The sequence below is a fragment of the Runella aurantiaca genome (genome assembly GCF_003339505.1).
Classification (GTDB): domain Bacteria; phylum Bacteroidota; class Bacteroidia; order Cytophagales; family Spirosomataceae; genus Runella; species Runella aurantiaca.
This window is the reverse complement of record NZ_QPIW01000015.1, coordinates 1-14891: the sequence shown is the minus strand read 5'-3', so window position 1 is coordinate 14891 and position 14891 is coordinate 1. Positions and strand designations below refer to the sequence as shown.

The 14891-nt window shown below is 46.3% G+C and carries 13 protein-coding genes; 9 read left to right on the top strand and 4 right to left on the bottom strand.

What is annotated here, in order from left to right:
• Nucleotides 1-10: 10 nt before the first annotated feature.
• Entirely contained in the window at nucleotides 11-721 is a 711-nt protein-coding gene (locus DVG78_RS17630) for an RDD family protein (protein ID WP_114462377.1), read from the top strand.
• A gap of 25 nt (nucleotides 722-746) precedes the next feature.
• On the top strand, nucleotides 747-1178 hold the full coding sequence (locus DVG78_RS17625) for an acyl-CoA thioesterase (RefSeq protein ID WP_114462376.1): 432 nt from the start codon (nucleotides 747-749) through the stop codon (nucleotides 1176-1178).
• A gap of 51 nt (nucleotides 1179-1229) precedes the next feature.
• Here DVG78_RS17625 and DVG78_RS17620 read toward each other — a convergent pair whose 3' ends face one another.
• Nucleotides 1230-2084, bottom strand: coding sequence for a M48 family metallopeptidase (locus DVG78_RS17620; protein WP_199563270.1), 855 nt, complete (start codon nucleotides 2082-2084; stop codon nucleotides 1230-1232).
• 201 nt (nucleotides 2085-2285) lie between these two features.
• Between DVG78_RS17620 and DVG78_RS17615 the strand changes: the two genes are divergently transcribed.
• The 5 genes from DVG78_RS17615 (at nucleotide 2286) to pruA (ending at nucleotide 9026) form a co-directional block, all read left to right on the top strand.
• Nucleotides 2286-3998 carry a GMC oxidoreductase gene (locus DVG78_RS17615; protein WP_114462375.1) on the top strand — a complete coding sequence of 571 codons (1713 nt, stop codon included), beginning with the start codon at nucleotides 2286-2288 and terminating at the stop codon, nucleotides 3996-3998.
• Between the two features lie 35 nt (nucleotides 3999-4033).
• A complete protein-coding gene (locus tag DVG78_RS17610; protein WP_114462374.1) occupies nucleotides 4034-4483 on the top strand; it encodes a nuclear transport factor 2 family protein in 450 nt (149 codons plus the stop codon).
• A gap of 227 nt (nucleotides 4484-4710) precedes the next feature.
• Nucleotides 4711-5166, top strand: coding sequence for a hypothetical protein (locus DVG78_RS17605; RefSeq protein WP_114462373.1), 456 nt, complete (start codon nucleotides 4711-4713; stop codon nucleotides 5164-5166).
• A gap of 97 nt (nucleotides 5167-5263) precedes the next feature.
• Entirely contained in the window at nucleotides 5264-7366 is a 2103-nt protein-coding gene (locus DVG78_RS17600) for a prolyl oligopeptidase family serine peptidase (protein WP_114462372.1), read from the top strand.
• A 31-nt stretch (nucleotides 7367-7397) separates the two neighbouring features.
• Nucleotides 7398-9026 carry an L-glutamate gamma-semialdehyde dehydrogenase gene (pruA, locus tag DVG78_RS17595; protein ID WP_114462371.1) on the top strand — a complete coding sequence of 543 codons (1629 nt, stop codon included), beginning with the start codon at nucleotides 7398-7400 and terminating at the stop codon, nucleotides 9024-9026.
• A gap of 124 nt (nucleotides 9027-9150) precedes the next feature.
• Here pruA and DVG78_RS17590 read toward each other — a convergent pair whose 3' ends face one another.
• The 3 genes from DVG78_RS17590 to DVG78_RS17580 are packed head-to-tail and all read right to left on the bottom strand — an operon-like array spanning nucleotide 9151 to nucleotide 11587.
• On the bottom strand, nucleotides 9151-9987 hold the full coding sequence (locus tag DVG78_RS17590; protein WP_114462370.1) for a M15 family metallopeptidase: 837 nt from the start codon (nucleotides 9985-9987) through the stop codon (nucleotides 9151-9153).
• A complete protein-coding gene (locus tag DVG78_RS17585) occupies nucleotides 9920-10687 on the bottom strand; it encodes a DUF4846 domain-containing protein (protein WP_114462369.1) in 768 nt (255 codons plus the stop codon). Before DVG78_RS17585 ends, DVG78_RS17590 begins: the two co-directional genes overlap by 68 nt.
• A gap of 51 nt (nucleotides 10688-10738) precedes the next feature.
• Complete coding sequence (locus DVG78_RS17580; protein WP_229598256.1) at nucleotides 10739-11587, bottom strand: alpha/beta hydrolase family protein; 849 nt, start codon at nucleotides 11585-11587, stop codon at nucleotides 10739-10741.
• 104 nt (nucleotides 11588-11691) lie between these two features.
• On the opposite strand from DVG78_RS17580, the gene DVG78_RS17575 reads away from it, so the two are divergent.
• Together DVG78_RS17575 and purH are read left to right on the top strand one after the other, a co-directional pair.
• Nucleotides 11692-12846 (top strand): MFS transporter, encoded by a 1155-nt coding sequence (locus DVG78_RS17575; protein ID WP_114462368.1) that lies wholly within the window; start codon nucleotides 11692-11694, stop codon nucleotides 12844-12846.
• Between the two features lie 225 nt (nucleotides 12847-13071).
• Nucleotides 13072-14592 carry a bifunctional phosphoribosylaminoimidazolecarboxamide formyltransferase/IMP cyclohydrolase gene (gene purH / locus DVG78_RS17570; protein ID WP_114462367.1) on the top strand — a complete coding sequence of 507 codons (1521 nt, stop codon included), beginning with the start codon at nucleotides 13072-13074 and terminating at the stop codon, nucleotides 14590-14592.
• The last annotated feature ends 299 nt before the right edge of the window (nucleotides 14593-14891 follow it).

Sequence of the window (14891 nt, the reverse complement as noted above, 5' to 3'; positions counted from 1 at the left end):
ACCCGAAAAAATGTCTGTCCGTATCCAAACTTCCCAAAATGTTGAATTAGAATATGAACCAGCCAGTGTGGGAGACCGTATCTTGGCGACCATCATCGACCGATTGATTTATTTGGGGTGGGCTATGGCGTGGTTTGGGTTGTTTTCTTTACTCAAACTAGGTGATGATCAATCCATGTTTTTGATGGTTTTAACCATTATCTTGCCCGTTTTACTTTATCCTTTGCTTGCCGAATATTTTCTAAATGGGCAAACATTGGGGAAAAGAGCCATGAATATTAGGGTGGTGCGCTTGGACGGCAACAAACCAACGCTGAGCGCCTACCTGTTGCGGTGGCTATTGTTGATTATTGACACGGGTATTTTTACGCCGATTGTGGCCATTATTGCGATAGCGGCCAATGGGAAGGGCCAGCGAATAGGCGACATTGCGGCGGGTACTACCGTAATAAAAACAACCAAACGCGTACAGCTCAGCCAAGTAGTTTATCAAGAACTGCCCGAAGATTATAAAGTTACCTACTCGGAAGTGGTCCAATTAACTGACCGTGATATTGAAACCATTCGGCAGGTACTTAGAAGACGTAATGAAGAATTGACAGCCCAAACGGCCGAAAAGGTGTCGAATGTGCTCAGTATCAATAATATCACTGAGCCGCGTACTTTTCTGCTGACTATCATCAACGATTATACGTATTTGGCTTCTCAAGAAAATAATTGATTGAATCTGAAACGCTCCAAAAAACATGCTTTTTATTCAGGAATTTATCAAAGACTATCCTTCTTACCTCGAACTGCCCGTTCAGTGGGGGGATATGGATGCCATGCAGCATGTAAACAATGTTTCGTACCTGCGTTATATGGAGTCGGGCCGAATTCGTTTTTTTAGCGATTTTTTGCAATTAGCGGCGTTGCCAGAAGGAATTGGGCCTATTTTGGCTGAAATAAACTGCCGATATAAGTTTCCTGTCACGTATCCTGATACGGTTGTAGTTGCGTCGCGGGTCAAACCTGAGTCGGTGGATGAATTCAGTATTCAACTGCAACAATTGGTCATCAGTACGCGTCATGAGCGCATCGCTGCCGAAGGTGTTGCCCGGGTGGTATTTTATGACTATGCCCAAAAAAAGAAAGCCCCCATTCCGGAGGCCATCAGAGCACGACTTTTGAAAAGTTAAGAGAATGTCGTAACGTCGGCGAGGTTCAAAACCTCGCCGACGTTGTATTTTCTATCGTCTTCCCGTTGATTTAGTATTTCCGGTTGATTTGTTATAAAGCTTCACTGCATCGGGCATCAACTTCTGAAGGTTGGACACGCGGCTATTATCAGCGGGGTGAGTAGAGAGCCACTGCGGAGGTTTCTGACCACCACTTGCCTGCGCCATCCGTTGCCAAAAATCAACGGCAGCGCGTGGATCATAGCCCGCCATAGCCATAAACGTAAGTCCCAAACGGTCGGCTTCACTTTCCTGATTGCGGCTATTGGGTAAAATATACCCCACACTGGCCGCCGCTGGTGCCGCTATCCCGTACAGCCCCATCCAAATGTTTTGGGTTTCTTGGGGTTTGTTGGCCATCGCTACGCCCAATCCCACTTGACCAGCAGTGAGCGCTCCCTGGGCGAGTAGCCCTTGACTCATGCGCTCAGCGCCGTGACTGGCAATGGCGTGTGAAATTTCGTGGCCCATCACCACGGCAATGCCTGTTTCATCGCGACAGATGGGTAAAATCCCCGTATAAAAAACCACTTTCCCGCCGGGCATACACCAAGCATTGACGGCTTTGTTGTCGATGACGTTAAATTCCCACTGAAACCCTTCCAATACCTGACTGTAATTATTGGCGGTCAAATAGGCTTCAACGGATTTTTTGATGCGTTGCCCAGCGCGTTTAACCATTTCTACCTGAGCGCCGTTTCGCAAAACTTTGCTGGTGTCGAGTACTTCTTTGTAGCTGCTGAAACTCATGGGTAGCAGCTCTTTACTGTTGATGAGCATCAACTGATTACGGCCCGTGAGCGGCACTTTTTGGCACGCAACCACGAAAACCAACGATGCGAGAGAAGCAATTATGAATCGTTTCATTTTGATGTAGAGATTAGTGAATTTCGAATAAGGCAGCGAATGAATAATGCTGCACAGAGAATGCTTAAAAAAGTGTGCCAGTAGCAAAGGGAAGTGTGGAATTATTTACACACCTGCACTTTTTCTTCCCATCATAAATCTTAGTACCTTCGAGTTCGTGAATTTACTTTTGTAGTTGTTTATAAAAGAACCCGTTTCTATATGTATTTGAATATCAACGCGGAAAAACAAAACACTTACGACGCTATCGTTATCGGGTCGGGTATTTCGGGTGGTTGGGCGGCCAAAGAACTCTGTGAAAAAGGCTTGCGTACGTTGGTATTGGAGCGCGGGCGCGATGTAAACCACATCACAGATTACCCCACGGCCATGAAAAATCCGTGGGAATTTGAGCACCATAACCGCCTTCCGCCGTCGTTTAGGGAAGAAAACCCCATTGCCAGTAAATGCTACGCGTTGGATGAAGCCACACAGCAGTTTTTTACCAAAGATGCCGAACAACCTTACATTCAGGAAAAGCCCTTTGACTGGATTCGGGCGTATCAGGTAGGCGGCAAATCACTTTTATGGGCGCGGCAGGTGCAGCGTTGGAGTAAGTTTGACTTCGAAGGGCCCGCCCGCGATGGCTTCGCCGTTCCGTGGCCTGTTTCCTACGACGAAATGGCCCCTTGGTACAGTTATGTAGAACGATTTGCCGGCATCAGCGGCAATAAAGATGGACTGGAGGGATTGCCCGATGGGGAATTTTTACCCCCGTGGGAATTAAACTGCGTTGAGAAGCACCTGCAAAAATCGCTGAACGCTAACTACACCGATCGTCACCTTATCATTGGTCGTTGTGCGCACCTCACCAAGCCACAGCCTTGGCATACGGCCCTTGGCCGGGCGCAGTGTCAGGCGCGGCATTTGTGCTACCGAGGGTGCCCTTTTGGTGCGTATTTTAGTTCGCAATCGTCTACCTTGCCAGCCGCACGTAAAACGGGAAAGCTCACGCTGAGGCCGCATTCGGTGGTACATTCTATTATTTATGACGAAAAACAGGGCAAAGCCACAGGCGTCCGGATTATAGATGCCAATACCAAAGAGGTGATTGAATATTACGCAAAAATCATTTTTCTGAATGCTTCGTGCTTAGCAAGTAACCAGATTTTGCTCAATTCAACCTCCAACCGCTTTTCCGCAGGGTTGGGAAATGACAATGGGTTGCTGGGGCATTTTGTGGCTTTTCACAATTATCGCGGTATTGCTTATGCCGATATTGACGGCTTTGAAGATCAATATTATTTTGGTCGGCGGCCAACGTCAGGTTTTATGCCACGTTATCAGAATGTGCATAAACAGGAAACCGACTTCTTGCGGGGGTATCTCGTGGCGCTGAGTGCGGCCCGTGGTGGCTGGGGAAATGCAGCGGGGCAAGAAGGCTTTGGGGCCGACTGGAAAGAAAAAAACAGTCAACCCGGGCCATGGCATTTGTACGTACAGATTCAGGCTGAAACAATTCCGAAGTTTGAAAACCATTTACGACTCAGCCCTGACCACAAAGACAAATACGGTATTCCGCAGTTGATTACGTCGGTAGGATATGATGACAATGACCTGAAAATCATTAAACACTTTCATACCACAGTGGCCGAAATGTTGGATAAGGCAAGTTTTAAAAATATTCGTTTGGTAGATGATAAACGCAATCCCGGACTGGATATTCACGAAATGGGTGGTGTAAGGATGGGTGCTGACCCCAAAACCTCGCTGGTCAATAAGTGGAATCAGTTGCACGCCTGTAAAAATGTATTTGTCACCGACGGGGCGGCCATGACGTCCATCGGCACCCAAAACCCATCCTTGACGTTTATGGCGTTTACAGCCCGGGCGGCTAATCATGCCGTTCAGGAAATGAAGAAAAAGAATTTGTAGTTTTGTGCATTAGTTTTCCAATAATTTGATTGAAAATGAAAAATCTATCAAGGTTCACTCTCATCGGGGCCATTTTGCTGCTCTGGGTATTTAAAAGTTATGTGGCATTGTCTCAAACATCCAAAGAGACATTGGTTGCCGATATTGAGAAAAAACGCTTTGCGGCATTGGTCAGCAAAGATTATGCGTACCTGAACCAAGTCATGGGTGAAGACATTATTTACTGCCATTCCAACGGATTGATTGACACGAAAGCCTCTTTCATTCAATCAATAAAGGACGGTAAATTGGTCTACAACGAAATGACCGCTGACGAGTTGAAAGTGCGGATTTATGATAAAACGGCTGTGATTACGGGGGTCTGTACTGCCAAAGTAGTCAGCAATGGCCAACAACTAAATACCCGTTTTCGTTTTACAGATGTCTATGTTAAGCGCAAGGAAGGCTGGCAAATGGTCACTTGGCAATCTCTTCGTTTGCCGTGAGAAGTGGGCCTAAATTAAAAAAGAAATAAGGATGCAACGTGTGGCCTCTTTTTTTCGTCTTGATTATATAAGACGAGTTAAAAGTACCATTGAATAGGTTTTGCGTCGAAAGCTTGTAAGTTTTTTGAAAAAAACTGATATTCGAGCGCAATATTAAACCTTTGGCGTGGGTTTTGTATAGTGAGTTAATTGTGAAGAATCAATTTTACTTAAAATAGTAACTATTTATGAAACGTTTTTTTACGGTTTTTGTAATGATTGCAGTGGTAGGTACCGTGATGGTTTCAAGCTGCAAGAAGAAACCTAAACCTTTAAGCGAAATTATCGGACGAGTGTGGAGCGCGCAATTGATTAAGCATGGTTCGAGCGTAGTGTATACCAAGGGCGCCGCTACTAACCCAACACCCGGGTATCTTAATTTTCGGTTGGACTTGAGTAGCCCTACCTCCGCAACCTTGAAAGAGTGGGATGGAAATACTTTTACGGGTCAGTGGGAAGTGCAGGAAACAACTGCCGGCAACACCCTAATATTGAAGAATTTGACACCACAACCAACGGGCACCAACGGAACCATTCAGTTTACGATAAACTCGGCTACTGAAACGGAATTTGTAATGACCCGCACCTCTGGAAGCCAAAAAACGGGCGGAACCATTAATAACTATACATTGGTATCACCTTAAAAAAGGTGTCAAAATAAACTATTTAGGTGTCGTTCTCTGACAAGAGGACGACATTTTTTATTTTTGCCAAACTCTTCATCCAAACGCGTATTCCATCATGGTAAAACCCTTTATTTTTCTCGCCTTGTTCTCCGTCACTCTACACGCCCAAATGACTTATCCCTCCACCCGAAAAGTAGCGCACACCGATGACTATCATGGTACAAAAGTAGCCGATCCTTATCGTTGGCTCGAAGACGATAACGCCGCCGATACCAAAGCCTGGGTAACGGAGCAAAACAAGGTCACTTTCGGATATTTAGAAAAAATATCCTACCGAGGCCTCATCAAACAGCAGTTGGAAAAAGTATATAACTACCCCAAATATTCGGCTCCGCGCCGCAAGGGAGAGTATTTTTATTTTTATAAGAATGACGGGTTACAAAATCAGTCGGTGTTGTACCGCCAAAAAGGAATGAATGGTGCGCCCGAAGTTGTGCTGGATCCCAACAAACTTTCGGCCGACGGCACCACGCGACTGACGGTATTTAGTTTGTCCAAAAAAGGAGATTATGCTGTTTGTGGTTTTTCCCAAGGCGGCTCCGATTGGCAGGAATACCAAATTATGGACATGAAAACCCTGAAAATGCTCGCCGATAAAATCGAATGGGTAAAAGTATCGGGGGCTTCGTGGCAAGGAAATGGTTTTTATTATAGCCGTTATCCCAAACCTGAAGGCAGCGCATTGGCGGCAAAAAATGAAAATCACCAAGTGTTTTTTCACAAAGTAGGAACCGCGCAGTCAGTGGATGAATTGGTGTATGAAGACAAAGCAAATCCGCAGCGTTTTCATGGGGTGTATGTGAGTGAAGATGAGCGGTTTTCGTTCCTGAATATTTCAGATAGAGGCAAAGGCAAAGATGGGAATGCACTTTATTATCGCGAAAACGGCCAAAAAGAGTTTAAGCCCGTAGTTGCTGAAATTACAGACGATCAGTTTTCGATTGTCGACAACGTGGGCAATAAATTTTTGCTCCGCACCAATAAAAATGCCAAAAACGAGCGTGTCGTACTTTTTGACCCGGCCAATCCTGACGAGAAAAATTGGAAAGAAATTCTTCCAGAAAAACCCGAACCATTGCAGGGCGCAGGCACGGCAGGTGGGAAAATGTTTGTGACCTACCTCAAAGACGTAACGACCCGCGCTTATGTGTACGATTTGAACGGAAAGCTCGAAAATGAAGTACCGCTCCCCGGCTTAGGCTCAGCGGGTGGTTTTGGTGGTGAAAAAGAAGACAAAACGGTTTTTTACACGTTTTCTTCGTTCAATTATCCCCCCACGATTTTTAGTTATGACATTGCATCGCGCAAAAGTACAGTGTTCCGTAACCCTGAAGTGGCCTTTACACCCGCTGATTATGAGACAAAGCAGGTGTTTTATCCCAGCAAAGACGGCACCAAAATTTCGATGTTTATTGTCTATAAAAAAGGACTGAAATTGGACGGAATGAATCCCACTATTTTGTACGGCTATGGTGGATTTAACATCAGCTTGACGGCTAGTTTCAGTCCCGTATTGATTCCGTTTTTGGACAACGGCGGCGTGTATGCTCAGGCCAACCTGCGCGGCGGGGCCGAATACGGTGATAAATGGCACGAGGCAGGAATGCGGCTTCAAAAGCAGAATGTATTTGATGATTTTATTGCGGCAGGGGAGTACCTCATTGCTCAAAAATATACCTCCAACGCCCGTTTGGCGTTGCGCGGTGGCTCCAACGGAGGCTTGCTGGTCGGAACAGTCATGAATCAGCGGCCTGATTTGGCCAAAGTGGCGTTTCCGCAAGTGGGCGTGATGGACATGCTTCGTTTTCATAAATTTACCATCGGTTGGAACTGGATTGCCGATTACGGCAGCAGCGACAATGCCACGGATTTCAAAAATTTGTACGGCTACTCGCCACTGCACAACATCAAAGAAGGCATTAATTATCCCGCAACGCTCGTTACTACCGCCGACCATGACGACCGAGTGGTGCCAGCGCATTCGTTTAAATACATTGCCGAATTGCAGGCCAAAGCCGCCAAAACCACCACAAATCCTCTCTTGATTCGGGTTGACGTGAACAGTGGACACGGTGCAAGCAATACCGCTAAGTCGTTGGAACAAACGGCAGATATTTACGCTTTTATGTTTTATAACATGGGACTTAGCTGGAAGTAACATTCATCCAAAAATCAACAAACACAATATTATGGCTACTGGATTTTTCAACGTACCCGTTCCCAAGAACGAACCCGTCAAATCTTACGCACCGAATTCGCCCGAACGGGCCGCGCTCAAAGCGGCTCTTGTGGAAGCACGAAGTCGCCAAATAGAGATACCAATGTACATTGGTGGCGAGGAAATAATGACGGCTGATAAACACGCCGTGACGCCTCCCCACGACCACCAACACATACTTGGGTATTATTCTTTGGGGGATGCGTCGCACGTGACAAAAGCCATTGAGGCAGCTTTGGCGGCGCGTGAAAATTGGGCAAATTTAAGTTGGGAACATCGGGCCGCCATTTTCTTGAAAGCGGCTGATTTACTGGCGGGTCCGTACCGCGCCGAAATCAATGCGGCAACCATGCTTGGACAATCCAAAAATGCCTATCAGGCCGAGATTGATGCGGCCTGCGAAATGATTGATTTCTTGCGTTTTAACGTGCATTATGCCTCCCAAATATACTGTGAGCAGCCACAGTCTTCGGAGGGTGTTTGGAACCGCTTAGAGCACCGTCCGTTGGAAGGGTTTGTGTTTGCCTTAACGCCCTTCAATTTTACGGCGATTGCGGGAAACTTGCCTACTTCGGCGGCGTTGATGGGCAATGTATGCGTATGGAAACCCGCGCTTACGCAAGTGTACGCGGCCAACGTTTTGATGAAAGTATTCAAAGAAGCAGGCGTACCCGATGGCGTTATTAACCTGATTTATGTAGATGGTCCCGTAGCGGGGGATGTCATTTTGAGCCATCCTGACTTTGCAGGCATTCACTTTACGGGCAGTACAAAAGTGTTTCAGCATATCTGGAAAACCATTGGCGATAATCTTTCTATCTATAAATCCTTCCCGCGTATTGTGGGCGAAACGGGCGGTAAAGACTTCGTCGTGGCTCATTCATCGGCCAACGCCAAAGCTGTGGCGGTGGGCTTGGTGCGCGGAGCGTTTGAGTATCAGGGGCAAAAATGCTCAGCGGCTTCGCGGGCTTACATCCCAGCCAACTTATGGGAAGAAGTAAAAGGCTACATGATTGCTGATTTGGCAAGCATGAAAATGGGTGTTACGGAAGATTTTTCCAATTTTATCAACGCCGTCATTGACGAAAAATCGTTTGATAAAATCGCAGGTTACATTGAGAATGCCAAAAATGACCCCCGTGTGACGGTCATCGCGGGTGGAAATTATGACAAATCAACGGGCTACTTTATTGAGCCTACGGTACTGCTCACCACCGACCCCATGTATACCACGATGTGCGAAGAAATATTTGGACCAGTGCTTTCTATTTATGTTTACGAGCCAGATAAATTTGAAGAAACGCTCGAATTAGTCGATAAAACATCCCCTTATGCACTGACAGGCTCTATTTTTGCCCAAGACCGCTACATAATTGAGCAGGCAAGTAAGAAATTGGTAAATGCCGCAGGGAATTTCTACATCAACGACAAACCTACGGGCGCCGTGGTAGGGCAGCAGCCGTTTGGCGGGGCGCGAGCGTCGGGAACGAACGACAAAGCGGGCTCTATTTTGAACTTGTTGCGTTGGGTATCGCCCCGCACCATAAAAGAAACTTTTGTTTCACCAGTGGATTATCGTTACCCATTCTTAGCGGAATAATAAACCGTTTTTAAAACTAAAAATCCGCCTTTTAGGGTAGACAGCCAAGCGTCTGTTTACTATAAAAGGCGGATTTTTTGCTAGAATCTCTTTCTCGTTTTTTGGTCATTTTGCCGAGTTCCAATCATTTCAGCAGTAATTCGGGCCGATATTCGAAGTGCATGGTGTCGTAGTGGTACCATTTTCCACCCCAGATAAAGCCATGTTTTTCAAAGATTTCAACGACTTGGGCGGCGATGAGGTTGCGGTACTTGAGCTTGACGGATTCATCCTTGCAGCGGCAGTCCCATTGCCAATAATGCGAGAGATTTAAGTTAATATCAATAGCTGTGCCGTAGCTGTGCATACTAAGCCGGCTGGTGCCGCTGATGACCCGCCACGAAAATGTCCCAGCGGGATTGTTGACGTATTTTAGTAATTCAGGATGTTTTTCCAGTTCATCAGAAACGGCCTGAAAATGCTTATCAACGTTGTTTATTTTTGTTACTAATAACTTCTTTTTTTGGGTTTTGGGAAGCCAGATAATCTCCATTAGGTTTTTGCGGACTTCGGCCTCTGTGTTTCCGTACATCTTTCGAAAAAAAGGCTCGTAACGAAAACGACCGGGGTCTTGATTGAGGGCAGGCGGATTTTGAACGCGATTTAAAGGATATTTTTGGGCTAATTGGTCTTCTAAATCAGCGTTTTGGAGGAGCTGAGCAAACGTTTTTTTTTGCCCATCATCAAACGGCATGGCTGTTGAATCTTTCCAAATGAGTTGGTTTTTGGTGAATCTAACAATGTGGTCAGGATAAGCTTTGAGGTATTCAGATTGAGCGTAGGCCGTTGAACAGACCAAAAACGCAAATAACGAAAGCGCTTGAGAATGCAGATTTTTACGGACCAAAAATGGACTAATTACCCGCAAAACGACGGAGGTCAGCAGGCTCGAAAGTCCACTCAGGAGTAGTAATTGTTTCATTTTTAAGTTCATACCAAGGACTGAGCGAGTTATTTTGAGGATTGACCAATAACTGAATTTCTTGGGCAGGCATGTAGCTTTGGGCCAACAGATACACTTTTTGCCCCGTTGCTGGATTTTCGGCCATATCTACCACAATGACGGCATGGCCAAATGGAATTCCTTTCTGAATAAAAACATCGCCGATTTGCATTTTTGACATCGCAACGGGCTTTAATTCATCGTGCAAAGAACGGGTATTGGCCGATATAAAAATGTATTCCATGTATTTCCAGAATTTCGGGTAAGTGTAATCGCCTTTTGCGTAGTTCTTAAAAAAGCGGGGCTTGCCGTCGGCCACAAAATTAAAATGAATCTCTTCGAAACGACGTTGGGCGTACAGGTATTCTGCCCGTAGGCGCATCACGGCGTCGGCGCATTGGTGGAGGTCTCTTTTGCCGATACCTAAATCCACGACGGAGACGTACACGTTGGGCGTATTTTTGGTCCGGCCGTCAAAATACAATACGTTGCTGTTCCAAGGCTTCAGCGGCAAACGCCTCAGGTAATAAGCAAACGAGTTGGATTCTGTAGCCTTGCGTTCAAAACCAACAGGCGGAGCAAAACGCGTCGAAATAGTCGTCGCCGATTTGTCTATTTTAACCTGCGCAACCGTGTTTAAAACCACAAAAAGGATTGGGAGAAAAAACGCTTTTGACATGTGTTATTCAAATTGTTAGTGTGTTTTAGGCCCTTTTAGGGCGACAACGCATTAATCCCGCCATGTAGCCCGTAAGATAAACGCCACGATGGGCGAGGGGTCTTTCAAGCTGTGCGGATGGTGCTTTACGCCGGGTTTGTGAATAACCGTGATGTTGCCGCCCAGCGCTTTTACGCGTTGCTCAAACAATGTAGTATTTTCTTCAATAGGCACCACCTCATCGGCATCGCCGCAGACATGGAGCATCGGATAGCCACCTTTGACGATTTTTTCCACGTTGTCGAGTGGGCTTCCTTTAAATTGTGCCGCTTCTTCTTCCGTTTGTAAATTATAATCCTGTTTGAATACCTCCCAATCTTTCGCACTCCCCGGGCCTCGGCCTTTGCCGCCTGGCCAACTTTTCAGATCTAGCACGGGTGCATCGGCGTAGACGCAGGATACTTTTTCGGGATTGGCGATGGCCCAATTGTACGCATATACCCCGCCGCGACTGAAGCCTTCGAGCGCAACTTTGGATGAAAGCCCCGCTTTATACAAAAAAGCGTAAAATTGATTCCAAATTTCAACGGCGTGTGCATTGCCGTAGAGTTCGGCTACGTCGCAATACACCACGTGAAACCCGCGAGCCAATAGCGTACTGTCGGCCTGTGGCTCGTGCCCCCAAAAACGTGCCCGCCATACCCAAGGAGCATTTCTTGCCACTTTGATTGGCTTCACGACTTTGGCTTGACGTCCGATAAAGAGAAACGAAGCACAAGGAAATCCGCTAAACGTACTGAGTTGTTTTTCGGGGGGCAAGGACTGGAAAATATCCATTTCGGAGGCGGGTTGTGCATAGGACAATTGAAGTATACAAAGCAGAAGACTGCCAAAAATCAGCGTAATTTTAGAAAGCGTCATGAAGAAAAAGGTCAAAAGGTTTTTCTATGAAAGTAAAAACGAATCAAAATCTATTTCCTTTTGAGAAACCGCTTATTCTTTGGTAACATTGCTTTTTGAATGGAATGAAACGACCTTATTACCTTCTTCCGCTGGTGGTGGTGGCGCAGTTTGCGGGCACTTCGCTGTGGTTTGCGGTCAATGCCGTCATGCAAACATTACAGGCATTTCATCCTCAAACGTCGGCTTTTATGCCCACCATGACCACGGCCGTTCAGTTGGGGTTTGTGTTGGGTACGCTTTTTTATTCTTATTTCTCCATTGCCGACCGTTTTTCTCCCGTACGGGTCTTTATGATTTCGGCAGCGCTGGCTGCTTCTTGTAATCTGACAGTTTTAGTCAGTTATCAGTCGCTCGAAGGCCTGTTTTTGGCGCGGCTGGGTGTTGGATTCTTTCTGGCGGGTGTCTACCCCGTGGGTATGAAAATTTGCAGTGATTGGTACGAAACGGGATTAGGAAAAGCCTTGGGCTATTTGGTGGGTGCGTTGGTGTTGGGAACGGCCTTCCCGTATATTCTTAAATCATTTTCGCTCAGCCTGCCTTGGCAATACGTCATTACAGTTACCTCAGGTCTGGCCGTTTTGGGAGGAATTGTGATTGGGCTGTTTGTAAAAGATGGCCCATTTAGGCGTGTAGCTGGACGCTTTAATCCCGCCGTTTTGCGAGATGTGTTTAAGGATAAGGCTTTTCGACGCTCGGCTTTCGGTTATTTCGGACACATGTTTGAACTTTATACTTTTTGGGCTTTTGTTCCGGTTCTCATCACTTCATATAACCAACTTGCCAATCAAAATCTGTCTGTTCCGCTGTTTGCTTTTGGTATCATTGCTTCGGGGGCGTTGGGGTGCGTTCTGACGGGCGAGCTTTCGTTGCGTTGGGGAAGTCACCAGACGGCTTGGTTTTCGCTGCTGATTTCGTGCATTTGCTGTGGGCTGTGCGTTTTTCTTCCAGTCTATTCTGTGTTCTTTTTTCTGGTATTTATGTTTATCTGGGGCGTCAGTGTGGTGGGAGATTCGCCGCAGTTTTCGACCTTGGTTTCGCAAAATGCCCCGTCAAATTATCGGGCTACGGCGCTGACGTTGGTCACTTCGATTGGGTTCTTTATTACCATTCCGAGCTTGTATTTGACCCAATGGCTTTTTAATGCGTATGGGCACTTTGCGCTAGTCGTATTGGGCTTGGGAGGAATTGTTGGGTTGGCTGCTTCACGGCGAATATAAGCGGTTTCGGCAACGCTGATTTTTCAAAGACCCGCCTTGTTGCAGGTTTTCTTTTTTCATTCTTCCTTTTCTAAGATTAAAAGCAGTAATTTTGCGGCTTCATTTTTTATCAGTGATGTAATCAGTTGTCAATTAACCGCTTTTGTTGCACTAACGATTTGTTCGTCAGGATAAATAATTCATTCCCCACGATAAATAATCAACAGTGCGGAAGCACTCAATTCAATGAAAAAAATCCAATCGGCTTTACTTTCGGTCTATTACAAAGACGGTCTCGAACCTATTGTCCAACTTCTCCACCAAAATGGCGTTAAGCTGTACTCGACGGGTGGTACGCAAACTTTTATCGAAAACATGGGTATTCCCGTGACGGCGGTGGAAGACCTTACGGGCTATCCTTCCATTTTTGGAGGGCGTGTCAAAACCCTTCACCCTGCGGTTTTTGGGGGTATTCTGTACCGTCGCGAAGATGCAGGCGATGTAGCGCAGGCTGCTCAGTTCCAGATTCCTGCCATTGATTTGGTAGTGGTAGATTTGTATCCGTTTGAAGAAACCGTGGCGTCGGGGGCGAGTGAGGAAGACATTATCGAAAAAATTGACATTGGAGGAATCTCGTTGATTCGGGCGGGTGCCAAAAACTTTCAAGATTCACTCATCGTATCGTCGCGTACGCAATACGCGGATGTGTTGAGCATTTTGACCGAGAAAAATTGCGGCACTGAACTTTCAGACCGCCGTCGTTATGCGCAAGAGGCTTTTGCGACCACGAGCCATTACGACATGGCGATTAATCAATGGTTTTTAGGGAAATCGACGAAGGATATTTACGCATTTACCGAGTTGCCGCAAAATTCATTGCGCTACGGAGAAAACCCGCACCAAGCGGCTACTTTTTACGGAGACTTAGAGGCAATGTTTGATAAACTTCATGGTAAAGAGTTGTCTTACAACAACTTGGTGGATGTAGATGCGTGCGTGGCGTTGATTGATGAATTTGGTGCTGAACCTACCTTCGCCATCATCAAACATACCAATGCCTGCGGCGTAGCCACCGCAGCTACTGCCAAAGAAGCCTACGCAACGGCCTTGGCCTGCGATCCAGTTTCTGCCTTTGGAGGAGTGATTATCACCAACGCTACCGTTGACGTGGCCACGGCCGAAGAATTGAATAAATTGTTTATGGAGATATTGATTGCTCCCGCCTATGAGCCTGAGGCATTGGCGTTGTTGCAATCGAAGAAAAATCGCATTTTACTTCAGCGTAAAAATGTGGAATTGCCCGCTAAGATGTTTAAAACCATCTTGAACGGAGTGCTTGAGCAAGACAAAGATTTGGTAGTAGAAACCGCTTCACAATTTAAAACCGTAACCGCCAAAGCACCGACCGAATCAGAAGTACGGGCGTTGGAGTTTGCGTTGAAAGTGTGCAAGCACACCAAATCCAATACGATTGTGTTGGCCACCGAAAATCGCCTGATTGCCAGCGGAACTGGCCAAACCTCCCGCGTGGATGCGTTGCGTCAGGCCATCGACAAGGCCTTGGCTTTTGGGTTTGAACTGAAAGGCTCGGTGATGGCATCTGATGCGTTCTTTCCTTTTGCCGATTGTGTGGAGATTGCCCGTCTGGCGGGCGTAACGGCCGTTGTGCAACCTGGCGGCTCCATCCGTGACCAAGACTCTATCAGCTATTGCGATGCAAACGACATGGCGATGGTAACCACGGGCGTGCGGCACTTTAAGCACTAGTATTTAAAAATAATCAGATTTTATGTCCCTCTTCTGACATTCAGGAGAGGGATTTTTTATTCAAAGATTTTCTCGTTTCCTTCCAGAAGTTTAGCGTTAAAACTTAACAAAAACTCCGCTATTGCATCCGAATTTCCACTGTCAGCCACAGGGTGTGTCTCCTCGGCAGTTAAGAGCATGTTTAAAAATTAAGTATTGTTATTATCAGAATCGATTAATAATTATTTGGCAATTAGCCCATAATATCCATGCTTCGGCAGAACTGACTGTTCTTTCATAGTCTTTGGAGTGCCTTCGGA

Bases quoted from the DNA above. Each gene is read 5' to 3' on its own strand.
- DVG78_RS17605 (WP_114462373.1), top strand. From the start codon at position 4,711: ATGAAACGTTTTTTTACGGTTTTTGTAATGATTGCAGTGGTAGGTACC.
- DVG78_RS17610 (WP_114462374.1), top strand. From the start codon at position 4,034: ATGAAAAATCTATCAAGGTTCACTCTCATCGGGGCCATTTTGCTGCTC.
- DVG78_RS17590 (WP_114462370.1), bottom strand. From the start codon at position 9,987: ATGAAACAATTACTACTCCTGAGTGGACTTTCGAGCCTGCTGACCTCC.
- DVG78_RS17580 (WP_229598256.1), bottom strand. From the start codon at position 11,587: ATGACGCTTTCTAAAATTACGCTGATTTTTGGCAGTCTTCTGCTTTGT.
- purH (WP_114462367.1), top strand. From the start codon at position 13,072: ATGAAAAAAATCCAATCGGCTTTACTTTCGGTCTATTACAAAGACGGT.
- DVG78_RS17620 (WP_199563270.1), bottom strand. From the start codon at position 2,084: ATGAAACGATTCATAATTGCTTCTCTCGCATCGTTGGTTTTCGTGGTT.
- pruA (WP_114462371.1), top strand. From the start codon at position 7,398: ATGGCTACTGGATTTTTCAACGTACCCGTTCCCAAGAACGAACCCGTC.
- DVG78_RS17600 (WP_114462372.1), top strand. From the start codon at position 5,264: ATGGTAAAACCCTTTATTTTTCTCGCCTTGTTCTCCGTCACTCTACAC.
- DVG78_RS17615 (WP_114462375.1), top strand. From the start codon at position 2,286: ATGTATTTGAATATCAACGCGGAAAAACAAAACACTTACGACGCTATC.
- DVG78_RS17625 (WP_114462376.1), top strand. From the start codon at position 747: ATGCTTTTTATTCAGGAATTTATCAAAGACTATCCTTCTTACCTCGAA.
- DVG78_RS17575 (WP_114462368.1), top strand. From the start codon at position 11,692: ATGAAACGACCTTATTACCTTCTTCCGCTGGTGGTGGTGGCGCAGTTT.
- DVG78_RS17630 (WP_114462377.1), top strand. From the start codon at position 11: ATGTCTGTCCGTATCCAAACTTCCCAAAATGTTGAATTAGAATATGAA.
- DVG78_RS17585 (WP_114462369.1), bottom strand. From the start codon at position 10,687: ATGTCAAAAGCGTTTTTTCTCCCAATCCTTTTTGTGGTTTTAAACACG.